This window comes from Streptomyces sp. NPDC043176, assembly GCF_056436715.1.
Window position 1 is genome coordinate 1 of the sequence record NZ_JBWKCA010000032.1, and the last position, 19,678, is coordinate 19,678.

A 19,678-nucleotide genomic window follows, 5' to 3' on the forward strand; every position below is an offset into this window, starting at 1 on the left:
CCGGGGCCCACCCCCTCCCGGGCCCCCCCCGCCCCTATGGGCCCTGGCGCTCCCGGCCCGCCCCCCCCCCCCCCCGCCCCCCCCCCCCGGGGGGGGCCCCCCCCCCGGGGGGGGGGCCCCCCCCCCGCCCGTCCGCCCGTCCGGGCGGGCGGACGGCGAGCCATTAGGGTGGGACCTGCCTGTTGCGTGCGCAACAGACGGACACGAGACGCAGACGCACCCGGGGAGAGAACCGCATGGCACCCGCCATTCCCGCCGCCATGGAACGGCCGCACTTCATCGGCATCGGCGGTGCCGGAATGTCGGGCATCGCGAAGATCCTGGCCCAGCGCGGCGCCAAGGTCGCCGGCAGCGACGCCAAGGAGTCCCCCACCGCGGAGGCGCTGCGGGCGCTGGGCGTGACCGTGCACATCGGGCACGCGGCCGAGCACCTCGCGGACGACGCCTCGGCCGTCGTCGTCTCCAGCGCGATCCGCGCCGACAACCCGGAGCTGGCCCGCGCCGCCGAACTCGGCATTCCCGTGGTGCACCGCTCCGACGCGCTCGCCTCCCTCATGGACGGGCTGCGCGCGATCGCCGTCGCCGGTACGCACGGCAAGACGACGACCACCTCGATGCTGGCCGTCGCGCTCACCGAGCTCGGTCTCGACCCGTCGTACGCCATCGGGGGCGACCTCGCGGGCCCCGGCACCAACGCCGCGCACGGCGCCGGCGAGGTCTTCGTCGCCGAGGCCGACGAGAGCGACCGCAGCTTCCAGAAGTACGACCCCGAGGTCGCGATCGTCCTCAACGTCGAGCTGGACCACCACGCGAACTACGCCTCCCTGGACGAGATCTACGAGTCCTTCGAGGCCTTCACCGCCAAGATCCGCCCCGGCGGCACCCTGGTCGTCGGCGAGCACGCGGGCGCCCGCGAACTCGCCCGCAGGGTCGCGGACCGCGACGGCCTGGACGTCGTCACGGTGGGAGAGTCCGAGGACTCCGACGCCCGCATCCTGAAGATCGTCCCGAACGGGATGAAGAGCGAGGTGACCGTCGCCCTCGACGGCGCCGAGCACACCTTCACCGTCTCCGTCCCCGGCCGCCACTACGCCCACAACGCCGCCGCGGCCCTCGCCGCCGGCGCCCGCGTCGGCATCGACCCGGCCGAGCTCGCCCAGGCCCTCACCGCCTACACCGGCGTCGGCCGCCGCCTCCAGCTCAAGGGCGAGGCGAACGGCGTCCAGGTCATCGACTCGTACGCGCACCACCCCACCGAGATGACCGCCGACCTGGAGGCCATGCGCGGCGCCGCCGGGGCCTCCCGCCTCCTGGTCGTCTTCCAGCCCCACCTGTTCTCCCGCACCCAGGAGCTGGGCAAGGAGATGGGCGACGCGCTGGCCCTCGCCGACGCCTCCGTCGTCCTCGACATCTACCCGGCCCGCGAGGACCCGATCCCGGGCATCACCAGCGAGCTGATCATCACGGCGGCCCGTGCCGCGGGCGCCGACGTGACGGCCGTCCACGACAAGGACGCCGTGCCGGACGCCGTCGCGGGAATGGCGGGCCCCGGCGATCTCGTTCTCACCATGGGCGCGGGCGACGTCACGGACCTCGGTCCGAGGATCCTGGACCGGCTCGCCCGCCCGTCGAGCTGAGCCGAGGGAGCGGAACGATGGCGTACGAGGTCGAGAAGACCGACGAGGAATGGCAGGCGCAGCTGAGCCCGTCGGAGTACCAGGTGCTCCGGCTGGCCGGCACGGAGCCCGCCTTCCGCGGTGAGTACACGGACACGAAGACCCAGGGCGTCTACTCCTGCCGGGCCTGCGGAGCGGAGCTCTTCACCTCGAACGAGAAGTTCGAGTCCCACTGCGGCTGGCCGTCCTTCTTCGACCCGAAGGACAGCGAGGCCGTCGAGCTGATCGCCGACACCTCCCACGGCATGATCCGCACCGAGGTGCGCTGCGCCCGCTGCGGCTCGCACCTGGGCCACGTCTTCGAGGGCGAGGGCTACCCGACCCCGACGGACCAGCGCTACTGCATCAACTCGATCTCGCTGCGGCTGGAGCCGAGCGAGGGCTGACGCCGCAGGAGAGCGGGCCCCGTGCCGCGCATGGAGACCGCGCAGGACGTCGACGCCTGGTTCGGGGAGCACGGATGGTTCCCCGGCCGGGACGTCGCCGGTCTCGTACCGGCGATCCTGGCGGAGGTCACCGAGGACTCCCGGCGGAAGGGCTTCCCCCTGGAGCCGTTCCCTTCCGCCACGGACTTCCTCACCGAGCACGCGGGCCTACGGCTGACCATCGACGCCCGGCGCGGCGACCACCTCCACCCGGCTCGACACCCTCAGCGTAGGCATCCACGGCAAGACCACGGGCAAGTCGACGAAGGCCGGCACCGTGCGCCACCACCGCACCGACCCCTCGACGTCAGCCACCTCACCCCCGAGCAGCGGCGCGAGACCCTCGTCCAGGAGGCCCGCCACCTCGCCGACCGCACGCGCCGAACGACCCGGCCTGATCCGACGGGAAGGGTCGGACGGGCCCTAGTGGACGGAGAAGCCGCCGTCCACGAAGAGGGAGTGGCCGGTGATGTAGGCGGAGGAGGGGCCGGCGAGGAAGACGGCGGCGCCGGCGAAGTCGCCGGGGAGGCCGTTGCGGCCGACCATGGTGCGGGCGGCGAGGGCGGCGACCTTCTCGGGGTCGGAGGAGAGGCGGCGGTTGAGCGGGGTCATGACGAAGCCGGGGACCAGGGTGTTGGCGGTGACGCCGTACGGGGACCAGGCCTCGGCCTGGGAGCGGGCGAGGGACTCGAGGGCGCCCTTGGAGACCCCGTACGCGCCGCTCTGGACGAAGGCGCGGTGCGCCTGCTGGGAGGTGATGTGGATGATCCGGCCGAAGCCGCGCTCGGCCATGCCGGGGCCGAACCGCTGACCGAGGAGGAACGGTGCCTCCAGGTTCACGGTCATCGTGGTGTCCCAGACGTCCTCGCCCAACTCGCCGAAAGGGGGCCGGAGGTTGACGCCGGCGGAGTTGACCAGGATGTCGGGCTCGCCGAAGACGGCGGCCGCCGCCTCCGCCCCGGCCCTGATCCCCTCGCGGGTGCTCAGGTCGGCGCTCACCCAGGCCGCCCGACAGCCCTCGGCCGTCAACTCGTCCACCGTCGCGACGAGCTCGTCCTCCCCGCGCGCCAGGACGACCACCGAGGCCCCGGCCCGGGCCAGCGCCCCGGCGACGGCCCGGCCGATGCCGGAACTGCCACCGGTGACGAGGGCGATGCGCCCGTCGAGCGAGAACAGCTCGGAGAGGTGGAGGGCGGGGGTGGCGGTCATCGTGTCGCTCCTGGTGTCGTACGTCACCGGCCCGTCCGTGTGCGGTGGAGGGCCGGTCCCGCATCTTGACACAGGGGCCCACGGACCGCGGACCTGCCCGGCCCGGAGGCGGCCGGCGGGGCGGAACGGACGTCAGGGGGAGAGGGATTCGGGGGCGAGGTCGTCGACGGGAGTGGGGCGCGGGGCCCGGTCGAGGAGGGTGATGACGGGGCGGACCAGGGCAGCGGCGAGGACGAAGAAGACGGCGAGCCCGATCCAGCCGATCCGGCCGGTGCCGATGACGACGGTGGTGACGATGCTGGGGCCGATGATGCCCTGGCCGGTCGAGCCGAGGTTGAAGACCGAGAGGTAGGTGGCCTTCTGCTCCTCGGGGGCGTAGAGGTAGGAGAGCTGCCAGCCGCCGACGGCCTGCCAGAGCTCGCCGAAGGTGAGCAGTACGCAGCCGGCGGCCAGTACCCCGACCGCCACGACGGCGCTCGTCCCCTGGGCCAGCGCGAAGGCGATGCAGCAGCCGGCCAGCGCCAGCCCGCCGCGCCACAGCGCCCGCCCCGCTCCGGTGGAGTCGTCGGCCCCCTTGGAGAAGGGGACCTGGAGGAGGACCGCGAGCACCGTGTTGGTGAACACCAGGATCGGGACGATCGCGGCGGGTGCCTTGGTGGCCTGGACGGTCCACAGCGGGATGCCGACCGAGAGGATGGTCATGTGCAGGGAGAGCGCGCCGTTGAGTCCGGCGAGGGTGACGTAGCGCCAGTCGCGGAAGCCGCGGATCGCGCGCAGTGCGCTGCGCGAGGAGCGGGCGACGGCACTCTTCGGCAGTCGCAGCCGCAACAGCAGCCCTGCGGAGATGAGGAACGCGAGCGCGTTGCCGAGCACGATGCCCCGGTACGCGGTGGTGCTGGAGGCGGACAACAGGGGAGCGGCGAGCAGCGCGCCGAGCGAGAAGCCGACGTTGCGGACGGTGCGGATGATCGCCATGGTGCGGACCCGGTCCTCGGGGCCGGTGGTCTCGGCGACCACGGCCTGGGTGAGGGGCGGGGTGGAGCCTTCGGCGGCGGCCATGCAGGAGGCGACGACGACGAAGGACAGCGGTCCGTCGACGAAGACCAGGCCGACGAAACAGCCCGCTCGCCAGAGTTGGGTGCCGATGAGCGTGCGGTGCGCCCCGAAGCGGTCGCCGATGACGCCGACCGGGACGGTGGCGAGGAAGCCGAAGCCGGCGGCGACGGCGAGGCCGAGGCCGATCTGGGCGTTGCTGAGGCCGACGTAGCGGATGAAGAAGACGGTGGAGCCGGCCAGGAAGAGGCCGGTGCCGACCGAGCTGATCAGCGCGGTGAGGGCGAAGGTCCGCCCGGCGGGGGTGGCCGGGACGTAGTCGGCGACGGAGGGCAGCTTCACGACCGGTCGCCCTCGAAGGCCGTGGGAGCGGAGCCGGAGACAGGAGCGGGCGCCTCCACCGAGCGGACGGTGATGCGGTCGGCCGCGGCCAGCGCGTGGGCGGCGGCCTCGGGCCCGTCCGCGCCGGTGGCGATGATCTGTCCGGCCCGCTCCCAGGAGCTGGTGGTGGGCCTGACGGTGTCGCCGGCGGCGACGGCCAGCTGGACCTGGTGCACGCCCTTGGCCTGCCGCGCCTCCTCCTCGCCCTGGACGGCCTCGACCAGGCCGGGGGCGGCGCTGAGGAAGCGCACCGCCGCTCCGGCCACCGGCTCCCGCGACGGGACCGGCCCGTGGCCTTCGAGCAGTCCGAGCAGGTCGCCGACGAAGTTGCCGCCGTAGGCGAGCGAGATGAGGACGGAGATGCCGTCCCCGGGCAGCCGGGCCGCGCACTCCACCAGGTAGGGGCCGCCCTCACCGAGTATCCACTCGGCGTGCAGCACGCCGTCGCGGAAGCCGGCGGCGGTGGCGAGCTGCTGGACGGCGTCGTGCAGCGCGGTCTCGGTGGCGGCGGGCAGTCCGGCGGGGACGGCGTGGGCCAGTTCGACGGGGTGGCGGGAGCCCTGGACGGTCTTGGCGGTGATGTTGCGGAAGCCGACCACGCCCTGATGGACGAGGGCCTCGACGCTGACCTCGGGCCCGTAGACGCGCTGCTCGACCAGGTAGCGGTCGGCGCCTTCGTACTGGGCGCGCTGGCGGGTCTCGCTGGCCCCGGCGGTGTGCTCCCAGAGGGCGTGGGCGTCGTCCTCGGGCTCGAGCAGCTGAACGCCGAGGCTGGCCTGGCGGTTGGCCGGCTTGATCACGCAGGCGGCGCCGTGCTCGGCGCGGAAGCGCTCCACCTCGTCGGGGCCGTGGACGGAGGCCCACCGGGGCTGGGGGATACCGGCCTCGTCGGCGACGGTGCGCAGCCGGGCCTTGTCGCGGAAGACCCGGGCGGCGGTGAGCCCGGCCCCGGGCAGACCCCAGGAGTCGGCGAGCGCGGCGGCGGCGACCACGGTGTACTCGACGGCGGGGATGACGGCCTGCACGTTCCGCGGCCGGGGAAGGGCGGCGACGAGCCGTTCCGGGTGTTCCTCGTCCTGGACCGGGGCCTCGATCAGGGCGGCCACGCAGCGGAATCGGGCGGCCAGTTCGTGTGCGCCGCGGGCGGCGATGACGCTCGGCTCCTCAAGGATCAGCACCGACCGCTCCGGGAGGCGTTCCTCGAGCTCGGGCAGGATCCAGGCGCCGTAGCCGACCAGTACATGGGTGACGGTGTCGCTCAGGGACATCAGGAGTGCCTCGGTCACTGGGAGGAAGGGCGGAGATCGGTGAGGAGCGGCTGTCACCACGCCGAGACGAACAGGAGTGGAGCAGCGCAGGGCGCGAACACTGCGGCAAGAGGGATTGCTGCGTCTCGGACGTGACGGTACGCCGGATGCGCCCCCGCGATCGTCCAGGACGGTACCTGAAACGGTCCGACCTCGACCAGGTTCGGTCAAGTCTGTCAGGTGTGCCCCCCGCCTCCGCCGCGTATCGGTGGAGCGCGCGGATCGCGTGGACTCCCGGGCTTCCCTGGAGAGGCCGGCGGTCGTTGACACCCGCTCCGCGCCACTGCTCTCATGACGCCGCGTCAACGGCTTCGAGCGATCGCTCGGCCGGACGGATCTCGAGAAAGCGTGTGTGGGGGATGTTTCGCAGTGCCCGAACCCGGAGGGTGTCGCCGTGACCCTGATCGTCATCGGGGCCAACCCGGAGGTCGCCCGGGCAGCCGAGACGCTGCCGGGTGACGTTGTTCACGTCCAGCTGCCCGGTACTCCCGCGCGGGAGGGGAGCGTGCCGTTCCTCACCGTCGACTTCCGACGGGATTCGGACTTTCGCGCGTTCGTGGATTCGACGCTCCGACCGCTGGCTCCGACCGCCGTGGTCTCGCTGACCGAGCTGGGTCTGGAACCGGCCGCGGTCGCGAACGAGCGGCTCGGCTGCCGCGGCTTCTCGCCGGCCGTGGTGCGCGCCACCAGGGACAAACTGGAGATGCGGCGCATCCTCGAGCGCAGGGCGCCGCACCTGAACCCGGCCTTCGCCGCCGGCGACGACGCCGAAGCGGTGGCTCGGCTGTTCGCCGGGCACCCGCTGGTGGTGGCCAAGCCGGTGGACGGCGCGGGCTCGATGGCGATCCAGCTGCTGGAGCGCTCCGAGCAGCTCGCGCCGGAGTGCCGCACCGGCGGGACCCTGCTGGAACAGTTCGTCGGCGGGCGTGAGTTCAGCGTCGAGGCCTTCTCCGAGGGCGGTCGGCACACCGTGGTCGGGATCGCCGAGAAGGGCACGACGGACGGCTTCGTCGAGGTCAGCCACCTGATGCCGGCGCCCTCGCTGGACGCCGCCGGCCGGCGGTCGGTGGAGCGCGCGGTGGCCGAGCTGCTGGACGCGGTGGGTCTGACGGACGGCCCGAGCCACACCGAGGTGAAACTCGACGGTGAGCAGGTCGTCGTGATCGAGACGCACAACCGGCCCGGTGGCGACGGCATCGCCGAACTGGTGCGGCTGACCACCGGGATCAACTGGCGGCGGACCGCGCTCGGCTGGCCGCTCGGCGAGGGCCTGCGCCGCGAGGAGGCCGCCGCGGCCGCCGCGGCCAAGGTGTTCTTCACCGCGGCGCCGGGCCTGGTGGAGCGGGTCGCCGAGCAGCCCGAGCTGGGCTGCGGCCGGGTGGTGGACTGGGAGGTCTCGGTGTCGGTGGGGGACCTGGTGCAGCCGCTGCGCTCCTCGGCGGACCGGCTCGGGGTGGCCACCCTGGCGGCTGACGGGGTGGCCGAGTGCGCCGCCGCGGTGGCCGAGCTGACCGCGGTCCAGGTGGTCACCACCCGACCGGTGGAGTGACTCGTCGGTAACAGATCAGGCTGAAAGCCGACTTGACGTTGTCTTGAACTCGGGCCTGCGCGGGTGTCGGTGTGCAGGATATGGATGTAGATCTCGACAACACCCGCACGAGAGAAGAACATGTGCAGGCTTCGTGCTTGTCGCGTGGGACTGGGGTGCGGGCCGATCGGCAGCCGGACAGCGCCACGCGACGGGGTGTGCCGGTCAGTTCCTCGACTCGTATGACCCGTCGGGCCCACAAGGCCCGGCGGGCGCAATCCCGCAATCGGCGGAAGAAAGGCGACAGCAATGCCGTGCCCGGAACTTTCGTGGCATCCAGCCCGTACCGACTCGCGGGGTGCGTGAAATGTCGCAGTCGCGCGCCGGGGCGCTCGTTCCGGCCTCTCTCGCACCGACGGGTCGTCAGGCCGCCGTCGCCGCACTGGCCGAGGTGCAGGCGGCGAGGGTGACCGCCGTCCCGGTGTCCGCACTGTTGCCCGGTGAGTCGCCGCGCTCGGACGGGCTCGACCGGGAGCACGCGCGTCGGCTCGCCGACGTGGACGGGCCGCTGCCGCCGATCCTGGTGCGCCGGTCCGACATGCGCGTCATCGACGGCATGCACCGCCTGCTGGCGGCCTGCGTCCGGGGGCAGGAGACCATCGACGTCGAGTTCTTCGAAGGGTCGGCCGAGGACGCCTTCCTGCGTGCCGTGGAAGCGAACACCGCGCACGGCCTGCCGCTCTCGCTGGCTGACCGGCGGGCGGCGGCCGAGCGGATCATCGCCTCGCACCCCCGGATGTCCGACCGTGCGATCGCCCGGGTGTCCGGGCTGGGCGCCAAGACGGTGGCCGGCATCCGGCTGCGTTCAACTGACGCAGATCCGCAGTTGAACACCCGCGTCGGGCGCGACGGGCGGGTCCGACCGCTCAGCAGCGCCGAGGGCAGGCGGCGGGCCGCCGAGTTCATCGCCGAGAACCCGCACGCCTCACTGCGGGAGATCGCCCTGGTCGCAGGGATCTCCCCGGCCACCGCGAGCGACGTGCGCAAACGCCTCCAGGCCGGCCGTCTGCCGGCCGGCGACGGCGAAGCGGGCACCGCGTCGCGCAGCGGCGGACCGCGGGACGAGGCGTCGGACCGCCCCGTGCCGACAGCGCTGCGGCCGAAGGACGCCTGGGTGCTCCGGGCGGCCCCGGCGCCGGTGGCGCTCGCCCCGGCCGCGCCCGCGCTGCCCCCGCCCACTCCCGCCCAACTGCTGGAGAAGCTGCTGCGCGACCCCTCGCTGCGGCTGAAGGAGGAGGGCCGGCACCTGCTGCGCCTGCTCCAGCAGAACGCCGCCGCCGAGTGGTCCGGACTGAGCTCCGCCGTCCCGCCGCACCGCGCCACGCTGGTGGCCGATCTGGCGTGGCAGTACGCCGCCAGTTGGCTGGAGTTCGCCCAGCAGTTGGCTCCTGCCCGTCCGGCCGACGATTTCCGAAAAATGCAGCGTCCGGGGGGGTTCCGGGATTAAACACGGAATCTTTCGTTCCCGTTGGGTCCGCTGATAATGTCGCGGAAGCGCCGGAAAAAAATTGGACGGGGAGCGGTCATGATCAACCCAGACTTCGCGATCAGCGACGAGGACGTAGAAAGCTTCAGGGAGCACGGATTCCTGAAGCTCAAGGGAATCTTCTCCCAGGAACTCGTCGAGCACATGCGGAGCCTCAGCGGTTCCCAGGTGACGTCGCCGACCGACAACTACGGCGCCGGCTTCAGCAAGCTGAAGTACGACATCGGGAACGACGACCCGACGATCCTCTCGCTCATGGGTGACCCGGCCTTCTCCGCCGCGATGAAGCAGCTCACCGGTGCGCAGCTGTTCTTCACCCAGGGCCTCGGATTCGAGCTGGAGAAGAACAAGAGCACCGGTTTCCCCTGGCACGTCGGAACCCAGAGCTTCGGCTTCCAGCGCCGCGAGGACCTCGGCTTCACCATCTGGACCCCGCTCACCGAAATCCGGGCCGATGAGCAGGCCGGCGGCATGAAGTACGTCTCCAAGAGCGTGTTCTCGGGCGAGTTCGTCTACCAGCACATCAACATGCTGCCGGACTTCATGCGCAACGAGATCGAGGCCGGCAAGGAAATCGGCTACGACGACTTCCACAAGCTGAAGAACAACCTCCTCAACTCGCCGGAGATCAAGCCGCTGCTCGACTTCTCCGCGGTCGAGGACGACTTCGCGCCCGGTGACGCGCTGATCTTCGACAAGTACGTGCTGCACCGCAGCGTCCCGCTGGGCGAGGGCCCCATCTCCTCCCGGCTGGCCTACGCGCTGCGCTTCTCCTCGATCGACGCCCGCTGGGACCAGTCCCGGGTCGAGGCGCTCGCCTTCCCGCGGGTGACCTTCGACTACAACGTGGGCAGCGACTTCAACGAGATCGTCGGCAAGGCGGACGGCGACCGGGTCTACGAGAGCCCGCACTTCGACGGCACCCGCGAGGCCCGCACCCTGGCCTGAGCCGCACCTCCCGCACGGGCATCGGGATCCCCCTCGGACCCCGATGCCCGTGCGGGCCGTCGCGCTGCCCGGAGAACGCCGCGAAACGTCGCCGAACACCGCGGACCGCCCCCAGAGACAAGGACTGGAAGACCCATGGCAAGCGTCGGGAACGGCACCCGGATCACGCTGCGACCGGCTGTGCCTGCCGACGGCGGGCAACTGGCCGAGATAGCGCGCGAGGCGTACGGGAAATACCTGGCCGAGCTGGACGAGCCGCCGGCGCCGATACTGCTCGACTACGAGAAGGTCGCCGCCGCGGGCCGCACCTATCTCGCGGTGGAGGCGGACGAGGTGCTCGGAATGGTGACGGTGGAGCCCAGTGATCCGCATCTGATCCTGCGCAATCTCGCCGTCCGGCCGGCCCATCAGGGGCGCGGAATAGGTCGGCGGCTGGTTTCCCTGGTCGAGGAAATGGCGCGGGACGAGAATCTGCGCGGGGTCCGGCTGTGGACCCGCGCCGAAATGAGCGACAACATAGCCTTTTATAAAGGGCTCGACTACGTGTACACGCATTCCGAGGAGACCGTGAATGCGCGTCGCGTCTTCTTCATCAAAGACCTGAACCCGGCTGCCGACCGAAACGGGAGTGCACAGTAGTGGCCCTCGAACACACGCCCATAGCGAACCGCCTCGCCGCCACCTTCGCCGCGGAGGTGAAGTCTCCGAACCTCACCTCGGAGACCATCCGAGAAGCGGGTCGGGCGATCTACGAGACGTACCTGGAGCACAAGGTCCTGGTGTTCCGCGCCCAGGACATATCGGCCCGCACTTTCGCCGAATTCGGCACCATCTTCGGGCGCCCGGAGGAGCACCACGTGCTCAAGCTCCGCCACCCCGAGGAGCCGACCCTCACCTGGCTGTCCAACCAGAACGAGCCGGGCCGGAACAAGGAGATGAAGACCTCCGGCCAGGGCTGGCACTCGGACTACTCGTACAAGCTGGTGCCCGGCAGCGCGACCATGCTGCACGGCCTGGAGATCCCCGACACCGCCGGCGGCGACACCCTGTTCGCCGACGCCGAGGCCGCCTTCGCGGCGCTGCCGGAGGAGCGCAAGGCGTACCTGCGCACGCTCCGGGTGCGCCACCAGTACCGCTGGTCGCCGGACCGCGAGGACCCGTGGGCCCGCTGGAAGTACATCGGCCCCGAGGAGCGCAAGCAGACCCCGGAGATCACCCACCCGCTGGTGCGCCGGCACCCGGACACCGGGCGCGAGACGCTGTTCATCCAGCCGCGCATCATCGGCAGCGTGATCGGCATCGAAGGCCTGCCGGAGGACGAGAGCACCGCGCTGATCGAGGAACTGATCGCCCACATCACGAGCGACGACTTCGTCTACCGCCACAGGTGGAGCCCCCTCGACGTGGTGGTCTGGGACAACCGCTGCGTGCTGCACTCGGCCACCACCAAGGACCTCGACGAGAAGCACGTCCGGCGGCTGCTGCGGCTGACCACGTCCGGTTCCGCGGTCACCCCCTCGCTCCCCGAGGTGGGCCACAGCCGGCGCTCGCCGAACTCCTCCGACTGACGGTCCGTCGGTCACCCCTGCGGGGCGCCCGGTTCCGGGCGGGTGCCCCGCTCCCCTCCTCAGTCCGTCCTCCACGCGTCAGCGAGTCATCATGTCTTCGGGATTCCCGGTCAAGTGCACCGACAACGAGCTGTACGACCGCATGCTCGGCATCCTCGAGCGGCTGGTGGGCTTCGACACCACGAGCCACCACTCCAACCTGGAACTGATCGGCTACGTCCAGGACCTGCTGTCGGCCAACGGCATCGAAAGCCACCTGCACTTCGACGAGGACCGGTCCAAGGCCAACCTGGTGGCCACGGCCGGCCCGGCCGGTGACGGGCGGCGCGGCATCGTCTGGTCCGGCCACACCGACACCGTCCCGGTGACCGGGCAGGCCTGGACGGCCGACCCGTTCACGCTGCGGGTGACCGAGGACCGGGCGATCGGCCGCGGCACCGCCGACATGAAGGGCTTCCTGGCCTGCTGTCTGGCGCTGCTGTCCACCGTCGACCAGCAGGCGCTGCCGATCCCGGTCACCCTGGTCCTCACCTACGACGAGGAGGTGGGCTGCGTCGGCGCTCGCAGCCTGGTCGAGGAGATGCGGACCTGGACCGGCGAGGTGACCGGCTGCGTGGTGGGCGAGCCCACCGGCATGCGGGTGGTGGTCGGCCACAAGGGGAAGCAGAACTACCGGCTGCGGCTGACCGGCGAGCCCAAGCACGCCGCGCTCGCCTCCCAGACCGCCAACCCCATCGTGTCGGCCGCCGAGTTCATCGGCTTCGCCGAGTCGCTCAACGAGCGCTTCCGCGACTCCGGTCCGTACGACGAGCGGTTCTCCATCGGCCACTCCTGGATCAACGTCGGCCGGATCGACGGCGGCCTCAAGGCCAACATCGTGCCGGGCGGCTGCACCGTGGAGCTGGAGATCCGCAACGTGCCCGACCACCCCTGCGCGGACATCGCCGAGGAGCTGCGCCGGTACACCGAGGGCGAGTTGCTGGCCGCGATGCGCAAGCGCTACGCGCCGGCCGAGGCCGAGCTGGAGCAGCTCTCCGACACCCCCTCCTTCGCGATGGAGCCGGACCACGCCTTCATCGCCCGCGCCTCGGCGGCGGCCGGGCAGGACACCGCGCCGGAGTACGTGCCGTTCGGGACCGAGGCCGGGCTGATCCGGGGCATCGCCGGGCTGCCGACCGTGGTGTGCGGCCCGGGCTTCATCAGCGAGGCCCACACCGCCGACGAGTTCGTCCCGCTGGATCAGCTGCGGCGCTGTCTGGCGCACCTGCAGGCGATCGCGGCGACTCCCTGAGCGGAGCCCCCGCGCCGTACCCCGGTGCCCCGTACCGCCAAGCCGACCGAGAAGAGAGCCCCCATGACCCAGCCTTCGCACGCCCCGCTCGTCCCCCGTTCCGGGCTGGGCGCGGACTACCTGGCGCACCTCGCCCGGCATGGCGCCGGCCCCGAGGAGCTGATGCGGCAGGTCGTCGCCGACGAGCTGGTCGCGGTCGCCTACCGGGGCCGTTACCTCCCCGCCCCGGTCTTCGTCTCGGCCGCCGAACGGGCCCGGCTGGCCGCCGACCTGGGCACCGTGCACACCCTGCTGACCCAGCTCCCCGAGCGGCTGTTCGGCGGCGACGCCGGCGCCCTGGCCCGCGCGGTCGGGATGACCGAGACCCAGGCGTCGGTGGTCGAGCGGGCCACCAAGGCCGGGCAGCCGCTGCTCCCGTTGGCCCGCTCCGACTGCTACCGCGACGCGGACGGCTTCAAGCTGCTGGAGCTCAACATCACCAGCGCGCTCGGCGGCTTCGAGAACGCCGACATCTGCCGGGCGATGCTGGCCCACCCGGCGCTGGCCGAGTTCGCCGCCGAGCACCGGCTGGACTACGTCGACACCCTGCACGGCATCGTGCAGACCCTGTTCGCCGAGTGCGCCGCGCACATGGGCGACGGCAGCCGTCGGCCGGTGGTCGCGCTGGTCGACTGGCCGGAGAGCTTCAAGAGCTACGAGCCGCGGCTGAAGGTGATGGCGGCGCTCTTCGACGGCTTCGGCATCGACGCCGTCCCCTGTCACGTCGGGCAGATCACCGAGCGCGGCGGGCGCTTGGAGGTGCACGGCCGGACCATCGACGTGGCCTACCGCTTCTTCCTGGTCGAGGAGATCGCCACCCCCGCCGACGCGGAGCTGGTCGCCCCGGTGCTCCGCGCCTTCGAGGAGGGCAGGATCGGCATGTTCAGCCGCCTCGACGCCGAGCTGTACGGCAACAAGGGCGCGCTGGCGATGCTCTCCGACGACGAGAACCGGCACGCCTACTCGGCCCAGGAGCGGGAGGTCGTCGACCGTTTCCTGCCCTGGACCCGGCACGTGCGGCGCACCGCCACCGACCAGGCCGGCCAGGAGATCGACCTGGTGGCGCACGCGGTGGCCGAGCAGCACGACCTGATCCTCAAGCCGACCCTCCTGCACGGCGGCACCGGCGTGGTGCCCGGCTGGACGGTCTCCGCCGAGGAGTGGCGGGCCCAGCTGGCGGCCGCCGTGGACGGCCCGTACGTGGTGCAGCGGCGGATCCGCCCGGTGCCCGAGCTGTTCCCCGCCAACGAGGGCAGCGGCTCGCAGGAGCTCTACCTCAACTGGGGCGTCTTCGCCACCGACCCCCAGGTCACCGGCGGTGACGGCTACAACGGCTGCCTGGTGCGCGGCAGCACCAACCCGGAGGTCGGCGTGGTCAGCATGAACGGCGGGGCCCGGGTCGCCTGCTCCCTGTTCCAGAAGGGTGACGAGGACGAGTCCTCGGAGCCGGGCGGGCCGACGTCATGAGGATCGCGGTCGTCGACGGCTACTCGACCGGACGCGCGCTGGTGTCCGCGCTGCGCAACCGGGGGAGCGCCTGCGTCCATGTGCAGAGCTCGCCGCAGATGTCGGAGTACTTCACCCGGGGGTTCGAGCCCGGGGACTACGAGGCCACCCTGGCCGGCGACGGCGAGCCGTCCGAGCTCGCCGCCGAACTGACCCGGTTGGGCGTCGGCAGGGTGGTGGCGGGCACCGAGTCCGGGGTGATCCTGGCGGACACCCTCGCCCACCTGATGGGCTTGCCGGGCAACCGCCACGAGACCATCGCCGCCCGCCGCGACAAGGTGCTGATGGGCCGGGTCGCGGCCGCCGCCGGGGTGGCCACCCCGCTCGGCGAGGCCTTCGACGACGCGGCCGAAGCCGAGGCCTGGTACCTGGAGCGCGGCCTGAGCGAGGCCGTGGTGAAGCCGCCGAGCAGCGCCGGAACCGACAACGTCCGCTTCTGCCGCACCCCGGCCGAGGTGCGCGAGGCCTGCCGGGTGGTGCTCTCCGCCGCCAACCTCTACGGGCAGCGCAACGCCGTGGTGCTGGTCCAGGAACGGGTGCGCGGCGTCGAGTACTACGCCAACACCGTCTCGCACGAGGGCGTGCACCGGGTGGCCGAGCTGTGGCGCTACACCAAGCGGACCGGCGGCTCCGGCTTTCCGATCTACGACTACGAGGAGCCGGTGCCGGTCGGCTCGGCCGAGGCCGCGCCGCTGCGCGCCTTCGTCGCCGCGGCACTGGACGCGCTGGGCGTGGTCTCCGGGGCCGCCCACACCGAGGTGATGATGACCGCCCGCGGGCCGGTGCTGATCGAGACCGGCGCCCGGCTGGGCGGCGGCACCTCGCCCGCCCTGGTGGAGAAGTTCTCCGGGACCTCGCAGACCGCGCTCTTCGCCGACTCGCTGATCGACCCGGACCGGCTCGCCGCCTTCGACGACAGCGCCGTCACCTGGTCCCGCGCGGTGCGCAACGTCGCCCTGATCAACCACGAGGCGGGGGAGGTGCGCTCGCTGGACTGGACGGCGGAGCTCGAGGCGCTGCCCACGCTGGTCGGCCTCACCCACGGCGTCCGGCCCGGTGCGCTGCTGGAAGCCACCACCGACCTGATCAACTCGCCCGGATACGTCTACCTCGCCGCTGAGGACCCGGCGGACGTGGACCGCGACTACCACGCGCTGCGGGCCTTGGAACAGGGCGGCCTGTACCTCGGCGCGCCGGTGCGGAGAGGGGTGTGACGATGCTCGCCATCGCGCCTGTTCCCGGCATCGACCACCACCACATGCTGGTGCTGCTGCTGCAGATCGGCCTGTTGCTCGGGGTGGCGACCGGCCTCGGCCGGCTTGCCGTCCGGATCGGCCTGCCCGCCGTGGTGGGCGAGCTCACCGCCGGTGTGCTGCTCGGCCCCTCGCTGCTCGGCAACCTGGCCCCCGGCTTCTCCGACTGGCTGCTGCCCCGCGACCCCGGCCAGATGCACCTGCTGGGCGCGGTCGCCCAGTTCGGCGTGCTGCTGCTGGTGGGGATCACCGGCGCGCACATCGATCTGGGGCTGCTGGTCCGCCGTCGGCGGGCGATCGCCTGGGTGAGCGCCGGCAGCGTGCTGCTGCCGCTGGCGCTCGGCTTCGGCCTCGGCTTCGTGCTTCCCGCGGCGATGCTGGGGAACCCGGGGGACCGGCCGACCTTCGCGCTGTTCATGGGCGTGGCGGTCGCGGTCAGCGCCCTTCCGGTGATCGCCAAGACCCTGCTGGACATGGGGCTGCTGCACCGCAACGTCGGCCAGATCATCATCGGTTCGGCCGCGGTCAGCGACATCGTCGGATGGCTGCTGCTGTCCGTGGTCGCGGCGATGGCCACCTTCGGGCTGCGGATGAGCGTGGTCGCCGAGTCGGTCGGCTACCTGCTGCTGGTGCTGGCCGTCGCCGCCTTCGTCGCCCGCCCGCTGATCCGGCGGATCCTGCGCCCGGTGGAGCGCGCGGCCGGGCGGGAGCTCAGCGTCGCGGTCATCGTGGTGCTGATCGTGCTGTCCTCCGCGGGCACCCACGCGCTGGGCATGGAGCCGATTCTCGGCGCGTTCCTGTGCGGCATCGTGATCGGTTCGCTCGGCACGGAGAGCCGCCGCTCGCTGGACTCCATGCGCACCTTCGTGATGGCCGTCCTCGCCCCGATCTTCCTCGCCACCGCCGGCCTCCAGGTGGACCTCTCGGCGCTGCGGGACCCGCAGGTGCTGCTGGCCGGCGCGGTCACCCTGCTGGTCGCCATCGGCGCGAAGTTCGCCGGCGGCTACCTCGGCGGCCGGGCCGGACGGCTCGACCGCGCCGAGTCGCTGGCCGTCGGCGCGGGGCTGAACGCGCGCGGCGTGGTGGAGATCGTGCTCGCCTCGGTGGGCCTGCGGATCGGCGTGCTCACCTCGGCCTCCTACAGCATCGTGGTGCTGGTCGCGGTGGTCACCTCCGTGATGGCGCCGCCGATCCTGCGCCGCACCACAGGCCGGATGGCCAAGACCACCGCCGAGATCGAGCGGGAGCGGGAGTTCACCGCCCAGCCCGCCTGAACATCCGTCGGACCCACCCCCCGCCTGCAAGGAGCCGTGACCCCGTGACGGTCGAGGACATCGCGTACGTAGAGCTATACGCCAAGGACAAGGTCCGGGCGGTCCGGCACCTGGTGTCGGCGCTGGGGTTCACGCGGGTCGCCGACTGCGTGGAGGTGGACCGCAGTTCGGTACTGCTCCGGCAGGGCACGGTCCAACTGGTCGTCACCTCCGGCCGGGGCACCTGGCGGTTCCTGTCCGAACACGGGGAGGGCGTCGCCGACATCGCCCTGACCTGCCGCTCCGTCGGCGCCGTCCAGAGCGCCGTGCTGGCGGCCGGCGCGAGCGTGCGCCGCTCGGCGCACGGCAACGCGGTCGTGGCCGGAGCCGCCGTCTTCTCCCACACCCTGCTCCCGGCGAGCCCGGACGGCGGCCTCACCCTGCCCGCCGGGCGGCGCTGGGCCGCCACCCCGGGCGCACCCGCCCACCCGACCGGCCCGGTGCACGGGCTCGACCATCTGGCGATCCGCTGCCCGGCCGATCGCCTCGAAAGCTACGCGGCCTTCTGCGAAGGGGCGCTGGGCCTCGCCCGGACCGCCCCGGCGGAGCGGGACGCCGCCGGTTCCACCGTGCTCACCGGCGGCTCCGGCCGGGCGAGCCTCGTTCTCGGCGTCGCCGACTGGAGCGAGCCCGGAGTCCACCGGATCGTCTTCAGGAGTGCACCTTCCGATCTTTCGACTCCACTGGAAGGCAGGGAAAATGGTGACCTCTGGAGTTACCTGTTCGAGCACCACGCGCTTGTCTAGTCTCGTCGTCGTGGCCGACCGCAGCGCGGCCGGTCCTTCCACCGATACGCCTGTCGGACCACACGCACGGGGAGGAGGGTCGTGATTCCGACGACCTCCGGGGACGCCCTCACCGCCGTCTCGCCGGCAACCGCCACACTGCTCGCCGAACTCACCAGGAACGGACGGATACCCCTCCGGCTCGCCTGGTCCCGGCTGACCGCCTGGGAGTCGATCCTGGTGCAGCACGTGCTGGGCCGGTCGGACGTCGAGTTCGTCGCCACCGCCGAGCCGCCCGCACCGGGCCTGGTGCCGGTCACCCGGTCACCGTTGGCCGGACTGAACCTCTGGGGGCCCGGCGAGCTGCCCGAAGCGGGTGCCGAACGCCTCGGCGGCCTGCGGGTGCCGCAGGAACTCCTCGACATGGTGGCCGAAGAGGCCCGGGTGGTCGAAGCCCGGGAAGCCGCCGACCGTGCCGAGGTCGAGGCGCTGCTGCGCGAGTGGGAGAAGAACGGCGAACTCGACGGCCGCCTGGCCCGGCTCGCCGACTGGGTCGAGCGGGTCGAGACGGTGTACATCCTGATCGGCCGCGAGGTCTTCTCGAAGTCCGACGCGGGAACGAACACCCTGACCAGGGAAGGCCTGCTGGCGAATCTCCGGGAATGTCCGGTCGACACCTGGCGACCGGCCGACCGGCTGTTCGTCGTCCTGGCCCACGCGCTGTTCCTCAGCGGCCGGGCGGTGCGGTTCGAGGAGTTCAACGGACGTCAGCTCTCCGCCACCGGAGTGCGGGAGTTCCTGCTCAACCGCAACGCCCAGTACTGCGCCGCCCTGGAGCGCGATCCCGGCAACCCCGCTGCCCTGCCCCTGCTGGAACTCGCGGAGCTGATACGCGAGTTGATGTACGAAGTCGACCGCTCGCAGCTGATGCGCTACCGGCGCATCAACGGCCTGACCTTCGTCAAGAACGAGCACATGCTGGAGTTCCCGCTCCCGCGCGACCCCCAGGTGATGCCTGATCTCATCGCCCGGCACGGTCGGTTGAATCTCGGCATCACGCCGAGCGGCAATGTCCGCGAGGACCTGCGGGCGATGACGGTGGCCGCTGTCGCCCTCGACGCCGACGCCGCGGCCGAGGAGGACAGCCGGGAGCACAGCACGGTCGGCGAACTGCTGGGCGCGATCGTGCTGTCGGCGATCGTGACCACCGAATCCGACTACGGCATGAGCAGCTCGGTGCGCGACCTGAACGGGCTGCGCGGCGCGCAGCCGGGCGGACCGGACGGCGTGCTGGCGCTGAAGAAGAACGACTTCTTCTGCTGCTGCCTGCCGAGCCCCACCCGGATGGCGCACGTCGGCGAGGAGACCACCCCGATCATCTGGCGGGCCGCCCAGCGGATGATGTACAACCGCTGGCACTTCGCGCCCGGCGAGTACGACCGGACCGAGATCCCGGAGAAGCGGCACTACTTCTTCCCGCCGCAGATCCCGGACATCGCGGAGCACTCCGAGTTCCACCACGGGGGCCACGTCGCCTCCCGGGTGCGCCACACGCTCCGCGCGCCCGGCGCGCAGGTCTGGCACCCGCCGTTCAGCGTGTTCGGCCGCGGCTACCGGGGCTGCTACGACATCCGGCTGGTCCGGATGGAGGGCCCCCCGTTCACCATGACCGAGCTCGTCGACGCCGTCCGGCACTGCTCGCTGGTCGACGAGATGTGGCGCACGCTCGCCCAGGGCCTGCAGGACGGCACCCTGCCGGTCGGCCCGGTCGGCGGCTTCGACAAGGCCTGGTACGCGTCGCAGGCCTGGGAGCGGCTGCGCCCGTACGCGCTGGCCGCCGGCGACCTGGCCGGTGTACCGGCCGCCTGACCGCAGCACCGACCCATCCTCTCCCCACCCTCCAGGAGGAC

At 72.1% G+C, this 19,678-nt stretch carries 16 protein-coding genes and 1 pseudogene; 14 read left to right on the forward strand and 3 right to left on the reverse strand.

Annotation, left to right across the window (positions count from 1 at the left end):
• Positions 1-236: 236 nt before the first annotated feature.
• From murC to AC067A_RS33765, 3 genes and pseudogenes are all read left to right on the forward strand, one after another.
• On the forward strand, positions 237-1,637 hold the full coding sequence (murC, locus tag AC067A_RS33755) for a UDP-N-acetylmuramate--L-alanine ligase (protein WP_479246935.1): 1,401 nt from the start codon (positions 237-239) through the stop codon (positions 1,635-1,637).
• Positions 1,638-1,654: 17 nt separating this feature from the next.
• Positions 1,655-2,062 carry a peptide-methionine (R)-S-oxide reductase MsrB gene (gene msrB, locus AC067A_RS33760; protein ID WP_479246936.1) on the forward strand — a complete coding sequence of 136 codons (408 nt, stop codon included), beginning with the start codon at positions 1,655-1,657 and terminating at the stop codon, positions 2,060-2,062.
• A gap of 30 nt (positions 2,063-2,092) precedes the next feature.
• A pseudogene (locus AC067A_RS33765) lies at positions 2,093-2,308 on the forward strand (SUKH-3 domain-containing protein); the annotation flags it as partial.
• Positions 2,309-2,524: 216 nt separating this feature from the next.
• Here AC067A_RS33765 and AC067A_RS33770 read toward each other — a convergent pair.
• From AC067A_RS33770 to AC067A_RS33780, 3 genes are all read right to left on the reverse strand, one after another.
• The gene (locus AC067A_RS33770) at positions 2,525-3,310 is read right to left on the reverse strand and encodes an SDR family NAD(P)-dependent oxidoreductase (protein WP_479246938.1); all 786 of its coding nucleotides are present in this window, start codon (positions 3,308-3,310) and stop codon (positions 2,525-2,527) included.
• A gap of 132 nt (positions 3,311-3,442) precedes the next feature.
• Positions 3,443-4,705, reverse strand: coding sequence for an MFS transporter (locus tag AC067A_RS33775; RefSeq protein WP_479246940.1), 1,263 nt, complete (start codon positions 4,703-4,705; stop codon positions 3,443-3,445).
• A complete protein-coding gene (locus AC067A_RS33780; protein WP_479246942.1) occupies positions 4,702-6,012 on the reverse strand; it encodes an ATP-grasp domain-containing protein in 1,311 nt (436 codons plus the stop codon). The genes AC067A_RS33775 and AC067A_RS33780 overlap by 4 nt, the downstream gene beginning before the upstream one ends.
• 433 nt (positions 6,013-6,445) lie before the next feature.
• Between AC067A_RS33780 and AC067A_RS33785 the strand changes: the two genes are divergently transcribed.
• The 11 genes from AC067A_RS33785 (at position 6,446) to AC067A_RS33835 (ending at position 19,637) form a co-directional block, all read left to right on the forward strand.
• On the forward strand, positions 6,446-7,600 hold the full coding sequence (locus AC067A_RS33785; protein ID WP_479246944.1) for an ATP-grasp domain-containing protein: 1,155 nt from the start codon (positions 6,446-6,448) through the stop codon (positions 7,598-7,600).
• Between the two features lie 346 nt (positions 7,601-7,946).
• Positions 7,947-9,086 (forward strand): transcriptional regulator, encoded by a 1,140-nt coding sequence (locus AC067A_RS33790; RefSeq protein WP_479246946.1) that lies wholly within the window; start codon positions 7,947-7,949, stop codon positions 9,084-9,086.
• A gap of 78 nt (positions 9,087-9,164) precedes the next feature.
• On the forward strand, positions 9,165-10,073 hold the full coding sequence (locus AC067A_RS33795; RefSeq protein ID WP_479246948.1) for a phytanoyl-CoA dioxygenase family protein: 909 nt from the start codon (positions 9,165-9,167) through the stop codon (positions 10,071-10,073).
• 135 nt (positions 10,074-10,208) lie between these two features.
• Entirely contained in the window at positions 10,209-10,712 is a 504-nt protein-coding gene (locus AC067A_RS33800; RefSeq protein WP_479246950.1) for a GNAT family N-acetyltransferase, read from the forward strand.
• Positions 10,712-11,641 (forward strand): TauD/TfdA dioxygenase family protein, encoded by a 930-nt coding sequence (locus tag AC067A_RS33805; protein WP_479246952.1) that lies wholly within the window; start codon positions 10,712-10,714, stop codon positions 11,639-11,641. The genes AC067A_RS33800 and AC067A_RS33805 overlap by 1 nt, the downstream gene beginning before the upstream one ends.
• A gap of 91 nt (positions 11,642-11,732) precedes the next feature.
• Positions 11,733-12,932 (forward strand): acetylornithine deacetylase, encoded by a 1,200-nt coding sequence (argE, locus tag AC067A_RS33810; protein ID WP_479246954.1) that lies wholly within the window; start codon positions 11,733-11,735, stop codon positions 12,930-12,932.
• 63 nt (positions 12,933-12,995) lie between these two features.
• Positions 12,996-14,438 carry a hypothetical protein gene (locus tag AC067A_RS33815; protein WP_479246956.1) on the forward strand — a complete coding sequence of 481 codons (1,443 nt, stop codon included), beginning with the start codon at positions 12,996-12,998 and terminating at the stop codon, positions 14,436-14,438.
• Positions 14,435-15,691 (forward strand): hypothetical protein, encoded by a 1,257-nt coding sequence (locus AC067A_RS33820; protein WP_479246958.1) that lies wholly within the window; start codon positions 14,435-14,437, stop codon positions 15,689-15,691. The genes AC067A_RS33815 and AC067A_RS33820 overlap by 4 nt, the downstream gene beginning before the upstream one ends.
• A gap of 2 nt (positions 15,692-15,693) precedes the next feature.
• Complete coding sequence (locus tag AC067A_RS33825; RefSeq protein WP_479247028.1) at positions 15,694-17,004, forward strand: cation:proton antiporter; 1,311 nt, start codon at positions 15,694-15,696, stop codon at positions 17,002-17,004.
• A 44-nt stretch (positions 17,005-17,048) separates the two neighbouring features.
• A complete protein-coding gene (locus AC067A_RS33830) occupies positions 17,049-17,789 on the forward strand; it encodes a hypothetical protein (RefSeq protein ID WP_479246960.1) in 741 nt (246 codons plus the stop codon).
• A gap of 81 nt (positions 17,790-17,870) precedes the next feature.
• A complete protein-coding gene (locus tag AC067A_RS33835) occupies positions 17,871-19,637 on the forward strand; it encodes a hypothetical protein (RefSeq protein WP_479246962.1) in 1,767 nt (588 codons plus the stop codon).
• The last annotated feature ends 41 nt before the right edge of the window (positions 19,638-19,678 follow it).